Genomic DNA, 25,011 nt, shown 5'->3' with positions numbered 1-25,011 from the left:
TTATTAGTAAATCGGTTTGCCATTACTGTCTTTAATACTTGTTTTCCATGCAGCACGAATTTGTTCTACAACTTCTGCAGGCAATACTGCGTAATCTAGATTTTTCGCTTCTTGATTACCTTTGTCATAAGCCCAGTTGAAGAAATTCAGCACTTCTTTACCTTTTTCTGCATTTTGTTGTTTTTGATGCATTAAGATAAAGGTGGTTGAAGTAATCGGCCATGCGTTTTCACCTTTCTGGTTAGTCAGGTCTTGTGCAAAGCTTTTGCTCCAATCAATTTTTCTGGCTGCGGCACTAAAGCTATCTGCAGTTGGTGCAATTGCTTCGCCATCAGCTGTGACTAATTTAGTATAAGCAAGATTGTTTTGTTTCGCGTAAGCATATTCAACATAACCAATTGAACCGGGTACACGTTGAACGAATGCGGCGATACCATCATTCCCTTTACCACCTAAACCTGTTGGCCATTTAACGGTAGATCCAGCGCCTACTTCATCTTTCCATGCATTATTGACTTTTGATAAGTAGCTAGTGAAAACGAAAGATGTACCTGAACCATCAGCACGGCGAATAACTGCGATATTCTGGTCTGGTAATTTTACGCCCGGATTAAGTTTGGTGATGGCGGGATCGTTCCATTTCTGGATCTTGCCTAAATAGATATTACCGATAGTGTCGCCATCTAAGGTCAGTTCACCTGATTTGATACCAGGAATATTGACCGCCATAACAACGCCACCAATCACGGTTGGGAATTGAAATAAACCGTCAGCTTGTAACTTGTCATCCGCTAATGGAGCATCAGAAGCACCAAAATCAACGGTATTTGCAATAATCTGTTTTACACCACCAGAGGATCCAATGCCTTGGTAGTTAATTTTGTTACCCGTTTCTTTCTGATAGGAATCTGCCCATTTAGCATAAACTGGGGCAGGGAACGTTGCGCCAGCACCAGTCAGCGAGGTCGTTGCCTGCGCAGAAAGAGCGGTCATTGAAAACGCAGCGGCAATGACACTAGTCAGGGTGGTACGCATCAGTTTCATAATCCCTCCTGTGGGATAGGTAGAATAATTTTCGACATCTATCAACTTCGGTTACGGTACGCACAGACAATAGGTCAGTTAGATGACAATTAAATGTCTTAATTGTGACAGTTTTATGACAAAGTAAAAAAATGATGAAATATTTAGAGGAAGAAGAAAAATAGAGCAGAAGCAGTGGAATAAAAAGCGCTTTATCAGAAAGAAAAATTAATCATCCTCGTCATCACGCTCTTTTAATGGGAAATTAGCACGGATAAGTAATCCGCCTTTAACGCTATCATCAAGTTCAACATAACCGCCGTGAGCATCCATAATACGGCGAATAATGGATAACCCTAAACCCGCACCTGTTGAGCTACGCGCTTGTTCGCCTTGAACAAAAGGTTGGAAAAGACGTTGTCGGTCTTCTTGTGGAATACCGGGGCCGTCGTCTTCGACTTGAAACCATGCATATTCTTCATTTTTCCCACTTGAAACACTTATCCAGCCATTGCCATAGCGAGTCGCATTTACAATCATATTAGCAAGTGCTCGTTTTACAGCGATAGGATTAGCTGTGATATTAATGGGTTCGGGATGAAGGTGATCTTCACTTATTTTGCCTGAGTTAGATTCAGCCGAAATGACTTCTTGTAATAGATTATTCATATTGCACAGTTCTAAAGACATCTCTTTACCCGTGCGCATATAGTCTAGAAACTGGCCAATAATAGCATCGCAATCTTCAATATCTTTGTTGATAGAGTCAGCAAGGTAGCTATCTTCTGGGCTCATCATTTCAGTGGCAAGGCGAATGCGGGTAAGTGGTGTACGTAAGTCATGACTGACACCAGCCATAACGAGCGTTCTATCATTATCTAATGAACGAATGCCCGATGACATCTGATTAAACGCGCGAATGATTGATCGCATTTCAGAAGAGCCAGATTCAGGAATAGGTGGCGGAATGACCCCTTTACCAATACGACGTGCAGCATATTCCACTTCATTGAGTGGGCGATTTTGAAAACGGTTATAGAGCCAGAAAAAAGCGACAACGATGATAATAAAAATAATCGCTTGTCGATAAACGGGCAGTAAGAAATTTTGCCCTAGTTCAGTGAGTGGAACACGGATCCAAAGAGAAGGGGAAATATGCGTATTGACCCATAAAACAGGGTATTCTAGCGTGTTCTCAATCCAGATTTCTGTTTCTCCATCTAGATATTCAGACATCTGTTCACTTAAATCATCATCGATTTTAGCCCAATAGAGTCCTTCTTCAAGCGCGGCCTCTTTATCAAAAAAAGAGACGCCTAATTCGCTATAGATTTTATTGCGTAAAGCCGGGGAGATTTTGAGTGGAGTGCCATCAACTAAAATAAGTTCTTCAGGCATTAATGTGCGTATTTCATACGCTAAAACTTTATTAAATTGCTGAAGGCTTGGCCCAACAATAAGGTGCTGCACAACGATATAACTGGCTATCAAGCTAAAAAAAAGTAACGAAATAACCAGAAATAACGAACGTGTCAGTTTATTGTGGGGGGAAAGCCTCAGCCTTCTCATTGAGCACTAGTTCCATCAGGAACAAAGACGTAACCAAGACCCCAAACTGTTTGAATATAGCGAGGATGTGTTGGATCCTCTTCAATCATTCGGCGTAAACGAGAAATTTGAACGTCAATTGAACGTTCCATCGCACTGTATTCACGACCACGAGCAAGGCTCATTAGTTTGTCACGAGAAAGTGGCTCACGAGGGTGAGATACCAGCACTTTCAATACAGCAAATTCACCACTAGTCAGAGGCATATGCTCTTCTTCGTGGAACATTTCGCGTGTACCAAGGTTTAGCTTGAACTTACCAAAAGAGATAATGGCATTATCTTGTGAAGGAGCACCCGGTAGTTCGTTCGCTTGGCGACGAAGTACTGCGCGAATACGAGCCAGTAATTCTCTTGGATTAAATGGTTTTGAGATGTAATCATCAGCACCAATTTCAAGCCCAACAATTCTATCAACCTCTTCCCCTTTTGCTGTAACCATAATAATAGGTATAGGGTTGTTTTGGCTTCTTAAGCGACGGCAAATAGATAAGCCATCTTCACCAGGAAGCATTAAGTCGAGCACGATAAGGTGGATAGATTCACGAGTGAGGAGACGATCCATTTGATCAGCGTTTGCAGCAGTACGGATTTGAAAACCCTGCTCTGTCAAATAGCGCTCTAGTAGTGAACGTAGACGTAAATCATCATCCACGATTAGCACTTTATAACTTTCTTGCATTTTTTAAGCTCCCGAAGTGCAAATGCTTTTGTTAGCGAATTCTATCATCGTTAAGAATATTAAACCAAAACCAAAGAATAAATGTTAATAATTTATAGATAAAACTTGTTCTTTGGTGATAATAAAGGTAATAAATCTATTTATTTGTCTTATTCCGAATGATATTTGATAGATAATACGCAGTAATTAACTTCACCACCTGGTGTTTGCACACTAATTTCATCATCAACTTGTTTACCGATGAGTGCTCGGGCAACAGGAGAATCAATAGAAATCCACTGTTTTGCCGGATCAAACTCATCAGGCCCTACAAGTCTGAAGGTTTTGACATTTTCGTCATCATCTTCAAGCGTGACCCAAGCACCAAAATAAACTTTTCCTTCTTGGCGAGGATCGGGATCAACAATTTTTAGCTCATCAAGACGTTTTGATAAAAAACGAACACGTCTATCAATTTCACGTAATCGCTTCTTTCCATAAATATATTCAGCATTTTCTGAACGGTCACCTTGTGCCGCAGCTTCTGAAACGGATTGTGTGACACGAGGACGTTCTTCTTTCCAAAGATATTTTAGCTCTTTATCTAAGGCATACCAGCCATCACGAGTAATATAGTTACTTTTTGCCATTACGAATTAAAACTATCATCAACATTGAATTTCATAAAGATACTATAGCGTGAATGATAAATTAATCTGTTATTTTCCTCATAATTGTCGAGTGTAATCGGAAATTTGCCAAATTTTTTTAGTGTGGCGTGTGTATAATAGCCCTCTTTAAAATTATTCCTCTCGGTAGGTAAATATATTATGAATGAATCATTAAGCCGAATTATTGCAGAAGAGCTCACGGTTAAGCCTCAGCAAGTCCTTTCGGCCATAACGTTACTGGATGAAGGGAATACGGTGCCATTTGTTGCCCGTTACCGTAAAGAGGTCACTGGTGGGTTAGATGATACGCAATTACGTCAGCTAGAAACTCGCCTTAGTTATTTACGAGAACTCAATGATCGCCGCCAAACCATTTTAAAATCAATTGAAGATCAAGGAAAATTAACACCTGAGTTACGTTCTTCAATTAATGAAACGCAAAGTAAAACAGAGCTTGAAGATCTTTATCTTCCTTATAAGCCGAAACGCCGTACTCGTGGGCAAATCGCTATTGAAAATGGGTTAGAGCCCTTAGCAGACTTGTTGTGGAATGAGCCACAAAATAACCCAGAAGAGGCAGCAACGGCTTATATTAACGCAGAAAAAGGCGTGAATGATACTAAAGCGGCTTTAGATGGTGCGCGTTATATTTTAATGGAGCGTTTTTCAGAAGACGCTGGATTATTGGCGAAAGTTCGTCAATATTTATGGAAAAATGCACACCTTGTTTCAAAAGTTGTTGAAGGAAAAGAAGCCGAAGGGGCGAAGTTTAGCGATTATTTTGACAGTCATGAACCTATTGCCAATGTTCCTTCTCATCGTGCGTTAGCCATGTTTCGTGGTCGTAACGAAGGCATTTTGCAATTATCGCTTAATCCTGATCCGCAATTTGAAGAAGCACCTAAAGAAAGCTACGGTGAACAACTGATCACAGAGCATTTAGGATTACGCTTAAATAACCAACCGGCAGATAGCTGGCGCAAAGCGGTTGTAAGCTGGACTTGGCGTATTAAAGTTTTAATGCATATTGAAACAGAATTGATGAGCCAATTACGAGAAAAAGCGGAAGAAGAAGCCATTAATGTTTTTGCGCGGAACCTAAATGATTTATTGATGGCGGCACCTGCGGGTATGCGAGCCACTATGGGTCTTGATCCCGGTTTACGTACTGGTGTGAAAGTTGCCGTTGTAGATAGCACGGGTAAGTTAATTGCAATAGATACGATTTATCCACATACAGGCCAAGCTGATAAAGCGGCTGCCAGTGTCGCGGCGTTATGTATTAAGCATAATGTTGAGCTGGTGGCGATTGGCAATGGTACTGCTTCTCGTGAAACCGAACGCTTTTTTGCTGAAACTGTAAAACGTTACCCAGACGTCAAAGCGCAAAAGGTAATTGTGAGCGAGGCGGGGGCGTCTGTATATTCCGCTTCAGAGCTTGCTGCTAATGAATTCCCTGATTTAGACGTGTCTATTCGTGGCGCGGTGTCTATCGCTCGTCGTTTACAAGATCCATTGGCTGAACTTGTAAAAATTGATCCTAAATCAATTGGGGTTGGCCAATATCAGCATGATGTTAGCCAAACATTATTAGCCAGAAAGCTTGATACTGTTGTCGAAGACTGTGTGAATGGTGTTGGCGTGGATTTAAATACAGCATCAGTACCGTTATTAACGCGAGTTGCGGGACTTAGCCAATCTATCGCTCAAAATATTATTAATTGGCGTGATGAGAACGGTCGCTTTATTGATAGAAAACAGTTACTCAAAGTTGCACGCTTAGGGCCAAAAGCCTTTGAGCAATGTGCAGGGTTTTTGCGTATTCGTGATGGTAAAAACCCGCTGGATGCGTCAACGGTTCACCCTGAAGCATATCCAATTGTTGAAAATATTCTGCAATCTACGCAGCAAAAGATTGACGATTTAATGGGAAATAGCGCTTTACTCTCACAAGTTGATGCAAGAGCGTTTATTACAGACCAGTTTGGTTTACCAACAATTAATGACATCTTAAAAGAGTTAGCAAAACCAGGGCGCGATCCTCGTCCAGAGTTTAAAACTGCGACTTTTGCTGAAGGTGTCGAAACGATGAATGACTTAGTTAGTGGCATGATCCTTGAAGGAACTGTAACTAACGTGACTAATTTCGGCGCATTCGTTGATATCGGTGTACATCAAGATGGTTTGGTTCATATCTCCTCTTTAGCAGACCGATTTATTGAAGATCCGCATACTGTGGTAAAAACGGGTGATATTGTTAAAGTCAAAGTTCTTGAAGTTGATTTAGCTCGTAAACGTATTGCATTAACTATGCGTTTAGATGAAGTTGCTGGCGATAGTGAAAATAGACAATCATCACCAAGTAATAATCACTCTAGAAATAATAAAGGGCAGAAGCCTGCTCGTAATAACCGCCAATCAACAAATAGTGGTAATAATGCGGGAAATAGTGCAATGGGTGACGCGTTAGCTGCTGCATTTGGAAAAAAACGTTAATTACACAGTTATAGCTACAGTGTTAATAAGTAAAAAGCGTTAACGTTATTGAATGTGGTGTCATTGGATATTGATGGCATCACATTTTTTATTTCATCTTACTCAAGTTTATTTTCTAATAACAAAATACTGATAAAGAAGGGAGTAGCCTAAATCTTCTCTCATTTATTTTTCATTTTTAATCGGTTTGGTTTTAATCTGACTTAAGCGATATTAAAAAAATAATAAATAAAATATTCTCTATTTCATCTCTATATTTATTTATTATTGTTTTTATCCTCCATCTTCTATTCTCCCCATCGCTGATTACCTTTATATTATAAATATGAGTTGATCGCCTTATGACCTTATTGCTAATAAGGTTTTTAAGTGAACTCCTATGAGCTAAAACTGAAAAATCATTGTTTCTGTTTATATCAACTCTATTTTAATTAATAGAATGAATATCTATAGGTTTATTTCACCTTTATTAGGTTATTAATATGAATTTAAATAAATTATCGCTTGGCTTGATTTTAGTTTCTGCAACCTTACTTGCAGGGTGTGCTTCAGAGTCTTCACGCTCTTTAGATGTTGCTAAAGTCGCAACCTATAACACGACTTATACTGGAACAAAAAGCGCTATTTCAATTGGTAAGTTTGATAACCGTTCTAGTTATATGAATGGAATATTTTCTGATGGTGTTGATAGATTAGGTAATCAATCAAAAACTATTTTGATGACGCATTTACAACAGACTGGGCGTTTTAATGTATTAGATAGAGCTAATTTATCTGAATTAAAAGAAGAAGCGGGTATTAAAGGCCAAAGTCAGCAATTAAAAGGTGCAACCTATGTTATTACGGGTGATGTCACTGAATTTGGTCGTAAAGAAGTGGGTGATCGCCAATTATTCGGTATCTTAGGTCGCGGTAAAACCCAAGTTGCTTATGCCAAAGTGAATTTAAACGTTGTGAATGTAAACACATCAGAAGTCGTGTTCTCATCTCAAGGTGCAGGTGAATATGAACTTTCTAACCGTGAAATCATTGGGTTTGGTGGAACAGCAAGCTATGACTCAACACTTAACGGTAAAGTGCTTGATTTAGCTATTCGTGAAGCGGTTAATAATTTAGTCGCTGGTATTGAGAGCAATGCTTGGCAACCTTCGAAATAATGCTCATTTTATAAGGATATAACAATGTTAAAATCATTAATGAGCCTTGCTGTTGGTGCGCTATTATTGACTGGATGTGCAAGTGGCCCTAAACCACTTTATAACTGGGATAGTTATCAGCAAGTGGTTTATCAACATTATCAACAAAGTGAAAGTGATCCCCAAGCACAGATCGATGCATTAAAGAAAAGTATCGAACTTTCTCGTGCTAAATCATTAGGTATTCCACCGGGATTACATGCACATTTAGGCATGTTATATGGCGCAACAGGCGCATTAGATTTAGCGATGGCTGAATTTAATGAGGAAAAAGCACTTTACCCTGAATCAGCAGAATTTATGGATCGCCTGATGAAAAACAAAGGAATGCAAAAATGAGTCGTTTACTTGCTTTAATGTGTTTTGCGTTTGCGTTGGTATTAACGGGCTGTGCTCAACCTGTCAAAACAGATTACACCGCCTTTAAACAAAGTAAGCCAAAAAGTATTTTAGTATTAGTGCCACAAAACCACACGACAGAGGTTGGTGCGGGACATAGTTTCTTATCTCAAGTGACGTATCCTTTGGCTGAAGCGGGCTATTATGTTTTCCCTGTTGCGGTGGTTGAAGAGACATTTAAGCAAAATGGTTTATCAATGGCTGGAGATATTCACGCAGTAAACCCTAATAAATTGCGTGAAATCTTTGGTGCTGATGCGGTTTTATATTTAGATATCACTGAATTTGGCACGTCATACCAAGTTATTTCCAGTGATACACGAGTCACTGTTAGCGCCAAACTTGTTGATCTCCGTAATGGCGGTGTGTTGTGGAGCAGTTCAGCAACAGCCTCAAGTACAGAGACAGAAAATTCATCAGGTAGTTTAGTGGGCATGCTGGTTTCTGCTGTTGTGAATCAAATCGTTAATACCGTTTCAGATAAAAGTTATCAAATTGCAGGAATAACCAGTGTACGGTTACTTTCAGCAGGTAAAGTCAATGGTATTTTATACGGCCCTCGCTCACCTAATTATGGAAAAGAAGCAGAGTAATTTAATGCTATAAATTAACCATAATAAAGAAAAAGGCTCTGTTTTATGTGAACATAATAAACAGAGCCTTTCTATTTGTTATTATCAAATAATAATTATTCTTATTAGCCATTAATGGTATGCAGATATCTTTATCAAAGGAATTAGATTAATAACAAAGAAAATAAAATAGAGGGTTATTCATATTGAAAAGAGAAACCATCCTTGGTTGCTAGTCCGTTTCCTTCCATGGTTAATAATCCATAATTCGGGTATATAAAAGAGACTGATAAAATAAGAGAATAGTCAATTAGAATAAGATAAGGTATGGGGGATGCTATCTTTCCTTGTAATATAGCGACCTTTATTCTTTAAATGACTCTCAAATTTAAATCAAAACACGACTGAGTTGGATATTAATCAATGTTTTGATCTAGGGTATGTAATATTATAATTTAGGTAAAGGTATAATTATTACTATTATTATAATCATCGAATTATGAGAGAATAAAAAAATAATAAAATTAATATAACGAGATATTTCATTAATTTAAATCGTATTTTGAGTAATATATCGTTTTAAACACTGGGTAAAAGTTGATAAGCGTTATTTTAAAATAATAAACCTCAACTAACGTATTGAATAAACTTAATTTATTCATGAATATCTTTAATGAGTAAGACTATTTTTGTGTAATGTGATTTATATCACATCTTGTATTCGAGTAGTATAGCCTATCAATAAGAAGATAAGGGGATTTATACGATACCCTTTTCGATCATATTCAGTTGTCGATTTATTGGTTACACTATTATTTCAGATATTCATAATGTCTGTTTGCTGGTATGAGATATCAGCGGTTCACTTTTGGAAGGTAGAGGCATGTCAGAACAAACAATTATTTGGGATCTTGACCTGATCCATAAGTATAACTATTCAGGTCCTCGCTATACATCATACCCAACAGCATTGGAATTCAATCAACAATATGGTGATGCTGATTTTATCAAAGCGACTCAACGTTATCCTGAGCGTCCTTTATCACTTTATATCCATATTCCTTTCTGCCATAAGCTGTGTTATTTCTGTGGTTGTAATAAAATTATTACACGGCATAAACATAAAGCAGATGAGTATCTTGATGTTTTAGAAAAAGAAATTATTAATAGAGCTCGTTATTTTAAAGACCGAAAAGTGACTCAAATGCATTGGGGTGGTGGTACGCCTACTTTTCTGGATAAGCAACAAATTAGTCGATTAGTTTCGCTATTACGTCAGCATTTTCATTTTGTCGATAATGCAGAGCTTTCTATTGAAATCGACCCGCGTGAGATTGAATTAGATGTTATTGATCATTTGCATAATGAAGGTTTTAACCGCCTGAGTATGGGAGTGCAAGATTTCAATAAAGAAGTACAACAAAAAGTAAATCGTGAGCAAGATGAAACGTTTATTTTTGCATTAGTAGAGCGTGCGCGTGAAGTGGGTTTTCACTCCACAAGTATTGACTTAATTTATGGCTTACCTAAGCAAACCAAAGAGAGTTTTGCCTTTACATTAAAACGTGTTATTGAATTATCACCAGATAGATTAAGTGTATTCAATTATGCTCATTTGCCTAATTTATTTGCGGCTCAACGTAAAATTAAAGATGAAGATCTCCCTTTAGCGGAAGAAAAATTAGAAATATTACAAGAAACTATTTCTACGCTAACGTCAAATGGCTATCAATTTATTGGAATGGATCATTTTGCTAAGCCTGATGATGAATTAGCTGTGGCTCAGCGCAAAGGTATTTTACATCGTAATTTCCAAGGATATACCACTCATGAAGAGTGTGATTTATTAGGTATGGGTGTTTCTGCCATTAGTATGTTAGGCGATAACTACGCGCAAAATGAAAAGGTATTGAAAGAGTATTATGCGCGTGTAAATAGTGAAGGTAATGCACTATGGCGAGGTTTATCACTGACTAATGATGATTGTATTCGCCGTGATGTAATTAAAACTTTAATTTGTAATTTTAATCTGCATTTTTCTGATATTGAAAAAATGCACGGCATTGTCTTCCATGACTATTTTAAAGAAGATTTAGAATTACTTGTGCCAATGAAAGATGATGGTTTAGTTGAAATAACAACAGACGGCATTCAAGTGACGCCAAGAGGACGTTTGCTTATTCGTAATATCTGCATGTGTTTTGATACTTATTTACGAAATCAAATGCGCCAACGTCAATTCTCTCGTGTTATTTAAATAAATAGGGGTAGAGGATTAATACTCTTCTATCCCTAATTCTTTTAATTTTCGGGTTAATGTATTTCTTCCCCAACCTAATAATCGTGCGGCATCTTGTTTATGGCCTTGTGTATAGGCTAAGGCGCTGAGTAAAAGTGTCCGTTCAAACTGAGGTAATGCATTCGTTAGAATATTGTCCTTTCCTTCAGCTAATGCTTCATCTGCCCATAATGAAAGATGTTGTGACCAATGTTGAGAGGAAGCCAATCGGTTGATGTTTTTTGCTTTCTCATCGGGTTGGCGAATTTCTTGTGGTAAGTCTTGGGGCATAATTTCTTGGCTTGCCGTCATTACCGTTAGCCAGCGACACACATTCTCTAATTGTCTTACGTTACCTGACCAGTTGTATTCCATCATTGTTTGCAAACTTTGCTGATGAAGTACTTTTGCTTCCACACCAAGTTCTTTTGCTGTTTTTTGCAGAAAATAACGCGCCAAACTTGGAATATCTTCTGTTCTATCGCGTAAAGGGGGCAATTGAATACGTATTACATTGAGTCGATGATAGAGATCTTCACGAAAATCACCGGCTTGAACGCGTTTCTCTAAGTCTTGGTGTGTAGCCGCGATAATACGCACATCAACTTTAACGGGAGCATAACCGCCTACACGGTAAAATTGTCCTTCAGCAAGCACTCGTAGCAACCGTGTTTGAATATCGAGGGGCATATCACCAATTTCATCAAGAAAAAGAGAACCGCCATTTGCTTGTTCAAATCGTCCTTGGCGTACTTGGGAAGCACCTGTAAATGCTCCTTTTTCATGACCAAAAAGCTCTGATTCAATTAAATCTTTAGGGATTGCCGCCATATTGAGAGCAATAAATGGAAAGGATGCCCTTGGGCTGTGGCGATGTAATGCATGTGCGACTAGCTCTTTTCCCGTACCCGATTCCCCATTAATAAGCACACTGATTGAGGAACGAGAAAGTCGACCAATAATACGGTAAACCTCTTGCATTGCAGGCGCTTCACCAATCATATCAGAGACAGATTGCAGGGGAGATTCAGTCGTATTGGGCTGTTTTTGCTCACGATAATGTGTAATTGCACGATCAATTAATGCTAAGGTTTCATCAATATCAAAGGGCTTCGGTAAATAATCAAAAGCCCCTTGTTGATAAGCATTCACTGCTGCATCCAGATCAGAATGCGCAGTCATAATGATGACGGGTAAAGTAGGGTAGTTTTCTTTAATAATTTTAAGAAGCGATAAACCATCGACATCAGGCATACGAATATCGGATAGTAAAACATCTGGCATTTCTGTATTGAGAGCATTAAGTACATCATTTGCATGCTCGAAGGTTTTACATACAAGGCCTTCACGAGAAATTGCACGTTCAAGTACCCAGCGAATAGAGCTATCATCATCGACAACCCACACATTTCCTTTTTGCATTAGTTATCTCCTACTTAATTGGTAAATAAATAGAAAATTCGGTATTTCCAGGCCAACTGGTAAATTCAATTTTACCTGCATGCTGATCCACTAAATTACGTGCAATTGATAATCCTAATCCATTTCCCCCTTCTCTACCGCTTACCATGGGATAAAAAAGTGTATCTTGTAAGTGAGAAGGGATCCCATCGCCGGTATCAATCACATCAATACGGGCAACAAGGCGGTGACGTTCACCATGGAGTGTGACTTGAAAAGCAGTACGGGTACGCAAGATAATCGTTCCACCTGTTTTTTCAACAGCTTGTAAGGCATTGCGTGTAATATTTAAGAGTACTTGTTCTATTTGATCTGGGTAATGTGATAACTCAGGCAAACTGGGATCGTAATCTTTTAACAAGGTGACATTGTCAGGACATTCGAGTGAAATAAGTTGAGCTACGCGCTCAACAACATGATGAATACTCTGATATGTTTTTGTTCCTGGGTGTTGTGGACCAAGTAGTCTGTCCACCAGCACACGAAGGCGATCAGCTTGTTCAATAATGACTTGCGTATATTCCGTTAAGGCAGGATCGGGCAATGATTTTGCCAGTAATTGCGCGGCGCCTCTTAATCCCCCTAACGGATTTTTAATTTCATGTGCCAGCCCCCTAACCAATTCCCTTGCGGCCATTTGCTGTGCTTGTTGTATCTGCTCTTGGCTTAACCGGCGTTGACTATCCATAGGCGCCAGTTCCAGCAAAATGTGTTGCTCGGAAATAGGTTGGGCACTGAGCGACATTGTATGTGATTGGTTATTAACAACCAATATCACTTCATTGTCGGTAAAGCTTTGTCCATTCGCTAACGTTTCACGCATTAAATCGGCATCAAAAGAGTAATAACTGAATAAAGCAGTAAAAGGTGTTTCAAATAATTTTCGACGGCTTTGTGCTAAAACCTGTAACGCAGAATGATTCGCATAACAAATAATAAACTCTTTGTTGATAACTAATACTGAGTGTATCAATGAGTCCAAAATTAATGTGTTATCAGGTAAGTCTGCCGTTTCCATATTGAATACCTCGTTGCACCATTTTAGTGCATCTTACCTTTATTGCATTAATGAACCAATGCGTAAGTGAATAGACGGACTCCTTAATAGGGAGAAAAGTGCCCATCCGAAGATGGGCAAAATAGCTTCACGGCAAAAAAAACAGTTTTACATCTTGGCTTAAGTTTTATCAGTAAAATTTATCTTAAGCGCTGTAATACATTTCAAATTCAAGAGGATGTGGAGCCATACGTACACGTTGAACATCTGCGCGTAATAATTCTAAATAAGCATCAATAGCATCATCTGTAAATACGCCACCGCGGGTTAAGAATTCACGATCGGCATTTAGCGTATTTAATGCTTCTTCTAATGAACCTGCGACAGTTGGGATTTCTTTTGCTTCTTCTGGTGGTAAGTCATAGAGGTTTTTATCCATAGCATCACCAGGGTGAATTTTATTGATAATACCATCAAGACCAGCCATTAATTGAGCCGCAAACGCAAGATAAGGGTTTGCTAAAGGATCAGGGAAGCGCACTTCAATACGACGTGCTTTCATGCTGGCAACCACTGGAATACGAATTGATGCCGAACGGTTACGTGCGGAGTAAGCCAACATAACAGGGGCTTCAAAACCCGGAACTAAACGTTTGTAAGAGTTAGTCGTTGGATTAGTGAACGCATTTAATGCACGAGCATGTTTGATAATACCGCCGATGTAATACAGCGCCATTTCAGATAATCCACCGTATTTATCGCCTGCAAATAGGTTTACACCGTTTTTAGACAGAGACATATGGCAGTGCATACCTGAGCCATTATCACCCACAAGAGGTTTTGGCATAAAGGTCGCTGTTTTACCAAATACGTGAGCTACGTTTTGTACCACGTATTTATAAATTTGGGTTTCATCTGCTTTTTTGGTCATGGTATTGAAGCGAGTTGCTACTTCGTTTTGACCAGCTGTCGCCACTTCATGATGATGCGCTTCAACCACTAAGCCCATTTCTTCCATAATGTTACACATGGTAGAACGAATATCTTGTGATGAATCAACAGGTGGAAGCGGGAAATAACCGCCTTTAACCATAGGGCGATGGCCTTTGTTGCCATCTTCATATTTGGTGTTAGTGTTCCAAGCCGCTTCAATATCGTTGATAGCGTAAGAGGCACCTGAAATATCGTTTTTGAAACGAATATCATCAAACAGGAAGAACTCAGGCTCTGGTCCAAATAATACCGTGTCTGCAATACCACTCGATTTTAAATAATCTTCAGCACGTTTTGAAATAGAGCGTGGGTCGCGGTCATAACCTTTCATTGTGCCCGGTTCTAACACATCACAACGAATAATCAGGGTTGGATCTTGAAAGAATGGGTCGAGCATTGCGGTTGTTGCATCAGGCATCAGTACCATGTCTGATTCGTTAATGCCTTTCCAGCCACCAATAGAGGAACCATCGAACATTTTTCCTTCTTCAAAGAAATCATCGTTAACCTGATGAGCCGGAATAGTAAGATGTTGTTCTTTACCGCGGGTATCAGTGAAACGTAAGTCAATATATCTAACTTTATGTTCTTCAATCATGGATAACACATGTTCAAGGGACATAGGAACTCTCCTGGCGAATGGTTTTATTGAGTGCAGTGGCCTTACACATTTTTCGGTGAATTTTTTGCTCACCTAAATTCTATTGCGAAAAGCATGCCAACTTATCTAAAAAGGGATATATACTGTATTGATGAAGTTTAGTGTAGAATATCTCCTGTGATTTTTTAATTATTGCACAAAGTTGGTGCAAGTTAAGCCTAATTAGTTGCACTATTTTGGTGCAATCGAACGGATGCTACTAAATTCTGAGGCGTGAAAAGGATCACAATTCAATTAATTGCATATTGTTAAGCAATCATTATTGTGATCTTGTTTAGTCTCTCGTCTAAAGCGTGTACAATACTGCGCTTATTTCTACAATGCCTGAGGCAAATTTTGTGATCGAAAACTTGCGTAATATCGCCATCATCGCCCACGTTGACCATGGTAAAACAACTATCGTCGATAAATTACTACAGCAATCTGGTACGTTCGGTGAACGTGAAACCGTTGCTGAGCGCGTGATGGACTCAAATGATCTCGAAAGAGAGCGCGGAATTACTATTCTTGCGAAAAATACAGCGATTAAATGGAATGACTATCGTATCAATATCGTAGATACCCCAGGACACGCCGACTTCGGTGGTGAGGTAGAACGCGTTATGTCTATGGTAGACAGCGTTCTATTGCTGGTTGACGCGATGGATGGCCCAATGCCACAAACTCGTTTTGTGACACAAAAAGCGTTTGCTAACAACTTAAAACCTATTGTTGTTATCAATAAAGTTGACCGCCCTGGTGCGCGTCCAGACTGGGTTGTTGATCAGGTATTTGACCTGTTCGTAAACTTAGGTGCAACTGACGAACAACTTGATTTCCCAATTATCTATGCATCTGCATTAAACGGTATTGCGGGAACAGATTATAATGACATGGCTGAAGATATGACTCCGTTATATGAAGCTATTGTCAAATATGTAGAGCCACCAAAAGTGGATCTGGAAGGTACATTCCAGATGCAAATTTCTCAGTTGGACTACAACAACTACATGGGTGTTATCGGTATCGGTCGTATCAAGCGTGGTAAGGTTAAACCTAACCAACAAGTGACTATTATCGATAGTGAAGGTAATACCCGTAACGGTAAAGTCGGTAAAGTTTTAGGCCATTTAGGCTTAGAACGTATCGAAGTTGATGTTGCTGAAGCTGGCGATATCATCGCAATCACTGGGTTAGGTGAACTGAATATCTCTGATACGATTTGTGAAGTGGGTGCTGTTGAAGCGCTACCTGCACTAGCCGTTGATGAACCAACTGTTAGCATGTATTTCTGTGTTAATACTTCACCATTCTGTGGTCGTGAAGGTAAATTCGTGACTTCTCGTCAGATTTTAGATCGTCTGAAAAAAGAGTTAGTCCATAACGTTGCATTACGCGTAGAAGAAACTGAAGATCCAGATGCATTCCGTGTATCAGGTCGTGGTGAGCTTCACCTGTCAGTTCTGATTGAAAATATGCGTCGTGAAGGTTACGAATTAGGTGTATCTCGCCCTAAAGTTATCTTCCGTGATATTGACGGTCGTAAACAAGAGCCTTTTGAACAAGTCACTATCGACATTGAAGAACAGCACCAAGGTGATGTGATGCAAGCGATGGGTGAGCGTAAAGGCGAAATGCGTGATATGCAACCAGATGGTAAAGGACGTGTACGTTTAGACTACATTATCCCTAGCCGTGGTCTGATTGGTTTCCGTACTGAATTTATGACCATGACATCAGGTACTGGTTTACTGTATGCAACATTCAGTCATTATGACGATGTTCGTCCAGGTGAAATCGGTCGCCGTAATAACGGTGTTATGATCTCTAATGGCCAAGGTAAAGCCGTTGCTTACGCACTGTATAGCTTACAAGATCGCGGTAAATTATTCGTTACTCATGGTGCAGAAGTTTATGAAGGCCAAGTAATTGGTATTCATACTCGCTCTAATGACTTAACAGTAAACTGCTTAACAGGTAAAAAGCTAACTAACATGCGTGCTTCTGGTACAGATGAGGCGACAACGCTGACTCCACACCTGAAACAAACATTAGAACAAGCATTAGAATTTATTGATGACGATGAGTTAGTTGAAGTAACTCCGCAGTCTATCCGTCTGCGTAAGCGTTATCTGTCAGAAAATGATCGTCGTCGTGCTTACCGTAGCAAAGACTAATTCGTTATTCTGATAACATAATTCTTAGGGCGCGTTAGCGCCCTGAGTTTATACTCGTCATACTTCAAGTTACAGGAATGCTGACCACGCTCAACTAGCCGAGTCACATAGTTTATCTATGTTTCCCGCCTATTTTCACTTGTCGCCTATCTGTAACTCAAATTATTTTGAGTATATGGCACTATAAGACGAATGCGGTGGAGTACTTGCCATCGCATAAGTTTTTCTTTTCCTTCCTTCCTTCCTTCCTATCTTTTCTTATCTTTTATTCCTTGATTTGCATTTACAACTTAAGGGTTGTTTATCGCTTCAAATATAACTTAGAAGCTGTTTTTGAGGCCAAATACAACCAAAGTGTTGTACAAGTCATTAATATCATGTCGAAGTACATATGAAAACGATTGATGAAATTGCTAATTTAATAGCTAAACAACGTAAAAAATTAGGTATTGAGCAAAAAGATATGTATTTACGTATTGGTATGAAACAACAATACCAACGCATAGAATCAGGCAATGATATTAAATTCTCTACCTTACAAAGAATGTTAGAAGGATTAGGTTTAGCGTTATCAATTAAGGCTAAATATTCTAATGTAAACTTGGCAATTGCAAACATGGAGATAGCTAACAAAAGCAGAGTTGACTTGGACGATGATGTGGATGACCTCGATTTTTGGTTTAAAAAGGGGAATACCCAATGATTAACAGGTTGAGAAAGCGGAAGGTCTTAATATTCATCTACATGGCATTGATATTGCGATTATTGCACATTATGCTGGTGGGAAAAATATACTGACGTTTAATCCTCATTTTTCCTCTCTCCTTATTCAGGTTTTATGTTTTACAAAAAAATTAAGTGTGATTATTGTACTTTTTTAGCGTTTAAGCCTGTTCAGTAAAGCGATTTATGATTAAAGTAAAATGAGTTTTCTATTATGGAGAGGATTTATGCTTTATATCTTTGATATGGGTAATGTGATTATTGATATCGATTTTAACCGGGTATTCGCAGTATGGAGTAAGCTCAGTGGTGTTCCATTAGCGAACATAAAAAAGAATTTCACCACAGGAGAGATCTTTAAATTACACGAACGCGGCAATATTACAGACATCGAATTTGCAGAAGAAATCAGTTCAGAATTAGGAATGAGTTTAAGCTTTGAACAATTTGCTGAAGGATGGCAAGCTATTTTCGTCGCATTACGCCCTGAAGTCATTGATATAATGAATAAGTTAAGAGAGCAAGGACATCGGGTTGTGGTGTTATCAAATACTAATCGTTTACACCAAGATTATTGGCCAGAACACTATCCTGAAATTGCAGCTTCCGCAGATTTTCTCTATCTATCTCAAGATATTGGAATGAGAAAGCCTGATCCTGAAATCTATAAATATGTTTTACAGTCTGAAGACATTGAAGCACAAGATGCCGTTTTCTTTGATGATGTAAAAGCCAACGTTGATGCCGCCATTGCGGTGGGAATGAAAGGTGTGCATGTCATTGATAAACAAACCGTCATTGATTATTTTAAAGATTATGATTTTTCTCTCCCGATAGAAGAATAATGCTATTGTAAGGATAACAATATATTGAATTTGTTATCCTTTTTTATTGATTTATTTTGGAGAGAGTATGATCGCGTTAATTCAACGAGTGACACAGGCAAACGTGGATATTGCCGGTGAAACAGTCGGCGCTATTAATCAAGGCTTATTGGTTTTATTAGGTGTAGAAAAAGACGATAACGAACAGAAAGCCAAAAGACTATGTGAAAAAGTATGTGGTTATCGCATATTTAGTGATGAAAACGACAAAATGAACCTAAATGTGCAACAAGTAGGTGGCAGTTTATTAGTTGTCTCTCAATTCACACTTGCCGCAGAAACACAAAAAGGAATGCGCCCTGGATTTTCGAACGGTGCGCCCCCAGAATTAGCGAAAAATCTCTATCACTACTTTATTAAACAGTGTCAGCTACAAGGCTTAGAAACGCAAACAGGCCAATTTGCCGCAGATATGCAAATCACACTGACTAATGATGGCCCTGTTACCTTCTGGTTGCAGGTATAACGTCAAACGTGCAGTGATGTTAAAAGGAGCTCAGATATGTACCATTTACGAACCCCAAAAACAGAGGCTGAATTTGATGCCTATTATGCTTTTCGCTGGGAAATGCTTCGTAAACCTCTACATCAACCTGAAGGCTCTGAAAAAGATGGGTATGATACCTTTGCTCATCATCAAATGGTTGTTGATGAAACAGGGCAACCCGTTGCAATTGGGCGACTTTATATTAATGCGGATAACGAAGGTGCTATTCGCTTTATGGCAGTACGCACTGATGTGCAAGGTAAAGGCTTAGGCACCCTTGTTGCCATGGCGCTAGAGTCATTGGCTCGTCAAGACGGTATAAAACGGATCGTGTGTAGCGCAAGAGAAGAGTCTGTAAGCTTCTTTGAAAAATTGGGTTATGAAAATTGTGGTCTAGTCACAGGCCCACAAACGACACCCATAAAGCACTTCTTTATGAAAAAAAGTATTGAGTCTTTAGATGATATTCTTCATCGACCTGATTGGTGCGCTGAATTACAAAAACAGTGGCATCAACATATCCCATTAAGTGAAAAAATGGGGTTACGCATTACTCAATATACGGGAACACGTTTTTATACCACTATCCCAGAAGCGGGAAATCAAAACCCTCATCACACTATTTTTGCTGGTAGCCAATTTTCACTTGCTACCTTAACAGGTTGGGGATTGATTTGGTTATTAATGCAAGAGCATAAATTACAAGGTGACATTGTGCTGGTGGATGCCCATATTCGTTATCGAAAACCTGTTTCTGGGCGTCCTGCTGCCGTTGCTGATATGGAAAATCTAAGTGGTGATTTAGGACGATTAGCGAAGGGGAGTAAGGCTCGTATTAAGTTAGATGTCGATATTTGTGGTGATGAAGGGGTTGGCGCTGTTTTTAGTGGTACTTATATTGTTTTACCTTCACAAAATAAGCAATGTTAGGCAATTGAAGTTAATTGATTGAATTTAATTGGTTTTTATCTTTTTTGCGTTAAAGCATGGGGATAATTAATCTATACTTTAATGCTTATCTTATTAGGTGTGCCACAAAATCCCGTCCTTTAGGGCGAGGAGAATGCCAAAGTGTTTCTATCGCTATCCAATTGATGTATATTTCGCAATTTACGGAGGGAAGCATGGACACCAATTTATCTACTCGTCTTAATAAATATATCAGTGAAAGCGGGATCTGCTCACGTCGTGAGGCTGACCGTTATATTGAGCAAGGACTTGTCCTTATTAATGGCAAACGTGCCGGTATTGGCGACCAAGTATTTGCTGGCGATGAAGTCAAAGTTAATGGTCGATTAATTGAAGCGCAGGATAACTCTGAGCTGGTACTGATTGCGCTGAATAAGCCTGTAGGTATTGTCAGTACCACAGATGATGGCGAAAAAGATAATATTGTTGATTATGTTAACCACAGTACCCGTATTTTCCCAATAGGGCGTTTAGATAAAGATTCACAGGGATTGATTTTTCTGACTAACCACGGTGATTTAGTTAATAAAATCTTACGTGCAGGTAATGATCACGAAAAAGAGTACCTTGTGACAGTGAATAAACCGATCACTGATGAATTTATTCATGGAATGGGTGCTGGCGTTCCTATCATGGGACAAAAAACCAAAAAATGTAAGGTCAAGAAAGAAGCGCCAATGGTGTTTCGTATTACCTTAGTTCAAGGTTTAAATCGCCAAATTCGCCGTATGTGTGAATATTTTGGTTATGAAGTTACTAAGCTTGAACGTATTCGTATTATGAATGTGAGTTTATCAGGATTGCCTGTTGGTGAATGGCGTGATCTGACAGATGATGAACTGATTACCTTATTTGAAGCGATTGAAAAATCAACGTCCGAAGCGCCACCAAAACCAAAACAAAGTAAACCCAAAAAACAAATCAGTAGTAATGCAAAAGCCTTGGGTATTCATATTCCTCAAACAAAAACCAAAGAAACGGAAAATAACTCTCGTAAGCGCTTTGTTCAACCAGGACGAAAAAAGAAAAAACGCTAATTTCATCTCTGTAGATGCGATAAAAACAAAAAAACACCTAAAAGGGTGTTTTTTGTTTGTTCTATTTATGCATCGATAAAACTAATCTAAATTCAACTCATCTAATTTATTTTGACGACGTTCAAGTACAATTGCGGCAAGTTCGGCATCCATAACGCGTTCAATTAAGGCTTCATAGTCTTCTTTAGAGAGGCAATAGAACAACGGAGTTTTGTTGTCATCACACACAAGTAGTGTGCTGTTATCTTCAAGTGCAGTTAAAGGAGATTGTTGAAACGTGTTTAAAGATATTTTTTCAGGGGAAAAATCTTCGTCAGACATGAAAACTCCACAATAAAGAAAAAGGCAATAGCGCATTGTAACGCTTTTTACTAAGGGAGCAATCCGTGCTCCTGCGAAAGATCAATCTTATAGGTGATTAATTATTTCACCATTTTGTATTACTGAATTGAGTATTTGTTGCTCACCTTTACTTCCAGTTAAGGTACCATTGAGTGTTGATATCACTGGGCTTGCACGTAAATCACCTTTCAGTTTTAGTGTAAATTGACCTATTTCATCAGAGTAGGTTGTTTTTAAACCCAAGGTATAAGGCGTTGATAAAGGCACATTGAGTCCATTAGCAATGAGTGAGAATTGACGCTGTTGGTTAGATTGCACTAAAGCTGCTGAACCTCGTACAATGCCATCACCAATAAAAGCCGAATATTGCTCAACAATTGCGTTATCTTGCTGGGTGACGATGTTTAAATCAGGACGACGTAATTCAATTCTATTTAATGTTCCACTATCTGCATTTAATATAGCTGAACCTTGCCATAATCCCCATTCACCTTCTTTTGCAATAATTAAATTTTGCAGTTTGCCTGTTAATCCGGTGAATTGGAAAGGAAACTCTGGTGTGATATCAATTAAAATTGATTGATTTACGGATAACTGTTCGACAGTAATGTTTTGAATATCACTATTATTATCAATAGGTTTAGCTAAAAAAGTAAGCCAATTTTCAGGCAGTGTGTATAAAAGGCCTGAAAGCGTCGCTTCTTGAATAGAAATAGTTTTTGTGTCTTTATTCCAATTACCTGCAAGCTTAATTAGGCCTTTTTCATAACGTAAACTCAGATTATCGAGATTGAGCTGATTGTTTTGCTGATTTAGTTTTGCAATAAGATCAGTGAAATGCTCATCTTGAAAAACAATGTCATTTGCGTTGAGCTCACCGGTTGTGAATGTTAGTTTTTTATCCCAATCAAACTGAGAAAATTGACCATCAAAGCCACTCACTGCCCACTGCTTCCCTTCAGCCGTAAAATCAACAATATTAAGCGATCTTATGCTAATACGTGGGTATTTAGAGATTGATTGCATTAAATCACTGAAGGTTTGAGAGGATTGCCAACGTAAGCCATTCATATAAACTTCATTAAACTTCCATTGATTATCTTGATACTGACCACTTAATGAAAGTGAACCATTGAGTAAACGCGTTCCTAGTTTTTCTATTTGAATATTATTGGGTTGATATTGACCAGAAATAATGAAGTTACTGAATTCATTATTATTTATCATGCCATTAGCAATAGAAAATTGAAAATGGCCAGCTCCAATAAAATCTTCCGATGTCGGTACCCAAGGTGTAATGCCACCCGTCACTTTTTTTGCTTCGAAAGAAAAATCTGCATTGGTGCTGTTTAAAATCATATTTTTGAATTGCAGAATATCAGCACTTAACGGTATTGATGGGGCCTTATTGGTAAATTCAATATTGCCATTTTCTAATGTAATTTTTTGCAGGTGAGAAGGCGCGGTAAAAAACTGCCAGTTAAATCGAATTTGCGCTGATTTTGCGAAGACAGTTGTTTTATCTTGCTTAGGGTTAACAGAGAGATCATGGACAATAACTTGTTCGGGTTGCATAAGATCGTGCTCAATGCCCGAGAAGCGAATATCGTAATCAGTATATTGTGTTAGCCATTCACTTGTCTTTTGCGCTCCCCACTGAGTCTGAATAAAAGCGTAAATTATAATAATAAATAAAATAACGATAAGTATCAGAGATACCAAACTTTTCATCAGCCAGCGCATCGCCCTTCTCCTGTTTTATACTCCATCAAAACATTATACAGTTATGCCTGAAAACTAAGCGATGCTCAAGTATTCATCGGGATAATCTACGTTATTTCACTCGTTTATTAATATAGGCGATATAGACAAGATAAAAATAAAGCGCCATTTCGTAGTGAGAAAAATGGCGCTTGTGTTTTTCGCTATTCTGTTTTGCGGGTTATTTTTCTGGTGGGAAAATCAGATTTAAAATAATTGCAGTTAATCCACCAGCAGCAATACCTGATGACAGTAAGGTTTTTAGCCAATCAGGGGCAAATTGTAATATTTGAGGTTGCTGAGAAACCCCTAATCCTACTGCTAGTGAAATTGCAAGGATCATAATTGCTCGGCGATTTAACGCTTCTTTAGAAACAATGCGTACGCCTGATGCCGCTATGGTGCCGAACATAACAAGCGTAGCACCACCTAATACAGGCTCAGGAATTCGTTGCACAAATTCTGCAACAAAAGGAAATAAACCCAAAACAACCAACATAGCAGCTACAACATAGCCCACATAACGACTGGCAACACCCGTTAATTGAATAACACCGTTATTTTGACCAAAACAGGAATTTGGAAAGGTATTGAAAAATGCCGATACCATGGAATTAATTCCATTAGCTAACACGCCACCTTTAATACGTTTCATATAAATAGGGCCACTAACAGGTTGTTCTGAGACATCAGACGTGGCGGTGATATCACCAATGGTTTCCAATGAGGTGATCATAAACACGAGCATTAAGGGAATAAGCAGATGCCAATCAAATGACAAACCATAATAAAACGGCTCAGGAATAGTCATCATTGGCATTTCTTGATGCTCTACTGGTGTTGGCAACATATCCAGTGCCCAAGCAAGAATATAACCCACAGCCATGGCAATGACTAAAGAGGCAACACGTAAATAAGGATTTTTTTGTCGATTCAGTAAAATAATAACAATGAGGACCGAGCCTGCTAATAATAAGTTCTGTGGTGAACCAAAAGTATTATTTTCAATAGCTGCATAGCCACCACCAATAGAGGTTAATCCCACTTGAATTAATGAAAGACCAATAATCATCACGACCACACCCGATACTAAAGGCGTTATGATACGTCTTGCCAAATGAAGCACACGAGAAAGGACAATTTCTGTTAATGAAGCGACCATTAATGTTCCAAAAAGGGCTGCCATCATTGTTGGAATATCGGCCCCCCCATTTTTAAGTGCTAATCCCCCCATAATTAAAGGAGCAACAAAGTTAAAGCTAGTTCCTTGAATTGATAATAATCCTGAACCAATTGGCCCCCATGCACGAATTTGTATTAAAGAAGCAATACCTGATGCAAATAAAGACATGCTGATAATGCGCTGGGTATCGTGTGCAGGTAATCCTAATGCTTGGCAAATTAAAATTGCGGGAGTAATAACTGCAACAAACATGGCTAAAAGGTGCTGACATGCGGCAAAAAGCGTTTGGGCTAATGGCGGTTTTTCTTCTAAAGCAAAAAGAAGTTCGCTATTTTTTTTAACTGAAACATCACTATCTTTAGGCAATTTTTGATTTTCTGAAGTAACCATGGTGTGAATTTCTTATTCGACAAAAACAGTATTTTAATGATCTGTGCCACAAAAGCAATCGTTTG

Annotated in this window: 21 protein-coding genes; 11 read left to right on the top strand and 10 right to left on the bottom strand. The window is 38.7% G+C overall.

The genetic code is table 11. The features are described from left to right. Positions 1 to 3 precede the first annotated feature (3 nt). From pstS to greB, 4 genes are all read right to left on the bottom strand, one after another. Positions 4 to 1,044, bottom strand: coding sequence for a phosphate ABC transporter substrate-binding protein PstS (gene pstS / locus JEP40_RS08615; protein ID WP_198623217.1), 1,041 nt, complete (start codon positions 1,042 to 1,044; stop codon positions 4 to 6). 207 nt (positions 1,045 to 1,251) lie between these two features. Beyond that, positions 1,252 to 2,592, bottom strand: a complete 1,341-nt coding sequence (gene envZ, locus JEP40_RS08610) for a two-component system sensor histidine kinase EnvZ (protein WP_198623216.1) — start codon at positions 2,590 to 2,592, stop codon at positions 1,252 to 1,254. Beyond that, positions 2,589 to 3,311: a two-component system response regulator OmpR gene (gene ompR, locus JEP40_RS08605; protein ID WP_036933800.1), complete on the bottom strand. Its 723-nt coding sequence runs from the start codon at positions 3,309 to 3,311 to the stop codon at positions 2,589 to 2,591. Before ompR ends, envZ begins: the two co-directional genes overlap by 4 nt. A gap of 149 nt (positions 3,312 to 3,460) precedes the next feature. After that, the gene (greB, locus tag JEP40_RS08600) at positions 3,461 to 3,940 is read right to left on the bottom strand and encodes a transcription elongation factor GreB (protein ID WP_006534574.1); all 480 of its coding nucleotides are present in this window, start codon (positions 3,938 to 3,940) and stop codon (positions 3,461 to 3,463) included. Between the two features lie 180 nt (positions 3,941 to 4,120). On the opposite strand from greB, the gene JEP40_RS08595 reads away from it, so the two are divergent. From JEP40_RS08595 to hemN, 5 genes are all read left to right on the top strand, one after another. Beyond that, positions 4,121 to 6,457, top strand: a complete 2,337-nt coding sequence (locus JEP40_RS08595; RefSeq protein WP_198623215.1) for a Tex family protein — start codon at positions 4,121 to 4,123, stop codon at positions 6,455 to 6,457. 482 nt (positions 6,458 to 6,939) lie between these two features. Beyond that, complete coding sequence (locus tag JEP40_RS08590) at positions 6,940 to 7,614, top strand: CsgG/HfaB family protein (protein WP_166539125.1); 675 nt, start codon at positions 6,940 to 6,942, stop codon at positions 7,612 to 7,614. 18 nt (positions 7,615 to 7,632) lie between these two features. Next, a complete protein-coding gene (locus JEP40_RS08585) occupies positions 7,633 to 7,992 on the top strand; it encodes a DUF4810 domain-containing protein (protein ID WP_332873077.1) in 360 nt (119 codons plus the stop codon). Beyond that, on the top strand, positions 7,989 to 8,645 hold the full coding sequence (locus JEP40_RS08580; protein ID WP_198623213.1) for a DUF799 domain-containing protein: 657 nt from the start codon (positions 7,989 to 7,991) through the stop codon (positions 8,643 to 8,645). Before JEP40_RS08585 ends, JEP40_RS08580 begins: the two co-directional genes overlap by 4 nt. Before the next feature lie 862 nt (positions 8,646 to 9,507). After that, the gene (hemN, locus tag JEP40_RS08575) at positions 9,508 to 10,881 is read left to right on the top strand and encodes an oxygen-independent coproporphyrinogen III oxidase (RefSeq protein WP_198623212.1); all 1,374 of its coding nucleotides are present in this window, start codon (positions 9,508 to 9,510) and stop codon (positions 10,879 to 10,881) included. Between the two features lie 18 nt (positions 10,882 to 10,899). Here the strand turns inward: hemN and glnG are convergent, their stop codons facing one another. From glnG to glnA, 3 genes are all read right to left on the bottom strand, one after another. Further along, entirely contained in the window at positions 10,900 to 12,324 is a 1,425-nt protein-coding gene (gene glnG, locus JEP40_RS08570; protein WP_198623211.1) for a nitrogen regulation protein NR(I), read from the bottom strand. Positions 12,325 to 12,334: 10 nt separating this feature from the next. Then, positions 12,335 to 13,381, bottom strand: coding sequence for a nitrogen regulation protein NR(II) (gene glnL / locus JEP40_RS08565; RefSeq protein ID WP_198623210.1), 1,047 nt, complete (start codon positions 13,379 to 13,381; stop codon positions 12,335 to 12,337). 184 nt (positions 13,382 to 13,565) lie between these two features. Further along, a complete protein-coding gene (gene glnA, locus JEP40_RS08560) occupies positions 13,566 to 14,975 on the bottom strand; it encodes a glutamate--ammonia ligase (protein WP_072068833.1) in 1,410 nt (469 codons plus the stop codon). A gap of 359 nt (positions 14,976 to 15,334) precedes the next feature. Here glnA and typA point away from each other — a divergent pair, with 359 nt between their 5' ends. The 6 genes from typA (at position 15,335) to rluF (ending at position 21,270) form a co-directional block, all read left to right on the top strand. Beyond that, a complete protein-coding gene (typA, locus tag JEP40_RS08555; RefSeq protein WP_166539122.1) occupies positions 15,335 to 17,170 on the top strand; it encodes a ribosome-dependent GTPase TypA in 1,836 nt (611 codons plus the stop codon). 391 nt (positions 17,171 to 17,561) lie between these two features. Then, positions 17,562 to 17,873 (top strand): helix-turn-helix domain-containing protein, encoded by a 312-nt coding sequence (locus JEP40_RS08550; protein ID WP_198623209.1) that lies wholly within the window; start codon positions 17,562 to 17,564, stop codon positions 17,871 to 17,873. A 247-nt stretch (positions 17,874 to 18,120) separates the two neighbouring features. Continuing rightward, positions 18,121 to 18,738, top strand: a complete 618-nt coding sequence (gene yihX / locus JEP40_RS08545; RefSeq protein ID WP_198623208.1) for a glucose-1-phosphatase — start codon at positions 18,121 to 18,123, stop codon at positions 18,736 to 18,738. 67 nt (positions 18,739 to 18,805) lie between these two features. After that, complete coding sequence (dtd, locus tag JEP40_RS08540) at positions 18,806 to 19,243, top strand: D-aminoacyl-tRNA deacylase (protein ID WP_198623207.1); 438 nt, start codon at positions 18,806 to 18,808, stop codon at positions 19,241 to 19,243. Between the two features lie 36 nt (positions 19,244 to 19,279). Continuing rightward, complete coding sequence (gene fabY / locus JEP40_RS08535) at positions 19,280 to 20,194, top strand: fatty acid biosynthesis protein FabY (protein WP_198623206.1); 915 nt, start codon at positions 19,280 to 19,282, stop codon at positions 20,192 to 20,194. A 194-nt stretch (positions 20,195 to 20,388) separates the two neighbouring features. After that, positions 20,389 to 21,270: a 23S rRNA pseudouridine(2604) synthase RluF gene (gene rluF, locus JEP40_RS08530; RefSeq protein ID WP_198623205.1), complete on the top strand. Its 882-nt coding sequence runs from the start codon at positions 20,389 to 20,391 to the stop codon at positions 21,268 to 21,270. 81 nt (positions 21,271 to 21,351) lie between these two features. Here rluF and JEP40_RS08525 read toward each other — a convergent pair whose 3' ends face one another. From JEP40_RS08525 to JEP40_RS08515, 3 genes are all read right to left on the bottom strand, one after another. After that, positions 21,352 to 21,591, bottom strand: a complete 240-nt coding sequence (locus JEP40_RS08525) for a hypothetical protein (protein WP_198623204.1) — start codon at positions 21,589 to 21,591, stop codon at positions 21,352 to 21,354. 87 nt (positions 21,592 to 21,678) lie between these two features. Further along, positions 21,679 to 23,355 (bottom strand): AsmA family protein, encoded by a 1,677-nt coding sequence (locus JEP40_RS08520; RefSeq protein ID WP_198623203.1) that lies wholly within the window; start codon positions 23,353 to 23,355, stop codon positions 21,679 to 21,681. Between the two features lie 199 nt (positions 23,356 to 23,554). Next, positions 23,555 to 24,946 carry a uracil-xanthine permease family protein gene (locus JEP40_RS08515; protein ID WP_198623202.1) on the bottom strand — a complete coding sequence of 464 codons (1,392 nt, stop codon included), beginning with the start codon at positions 24,944 to 24,946 and terminating at the stop codon, positions 23,555 to 23,557. Positions 24,947 to 25,011: the final 65 nt, after the last annotated feature.

The sequence above is a fragment of the Proteus vulgaris genome (genome assembly GCF_016239305.1).
In the GTDB taxonomy this organism is placed as follows: Bacteria; Pseudomonadota; Gammaproteobacteria; order Enterobacterales; family Enterobacteriaceae; genus Proteus; species Proteus vulgaris_C.
The sequence above is the reverse complement of the archived record's forward strand: the minus strand, read 5'-3'. Positions and strand labels throughout refer to the sequence as shown.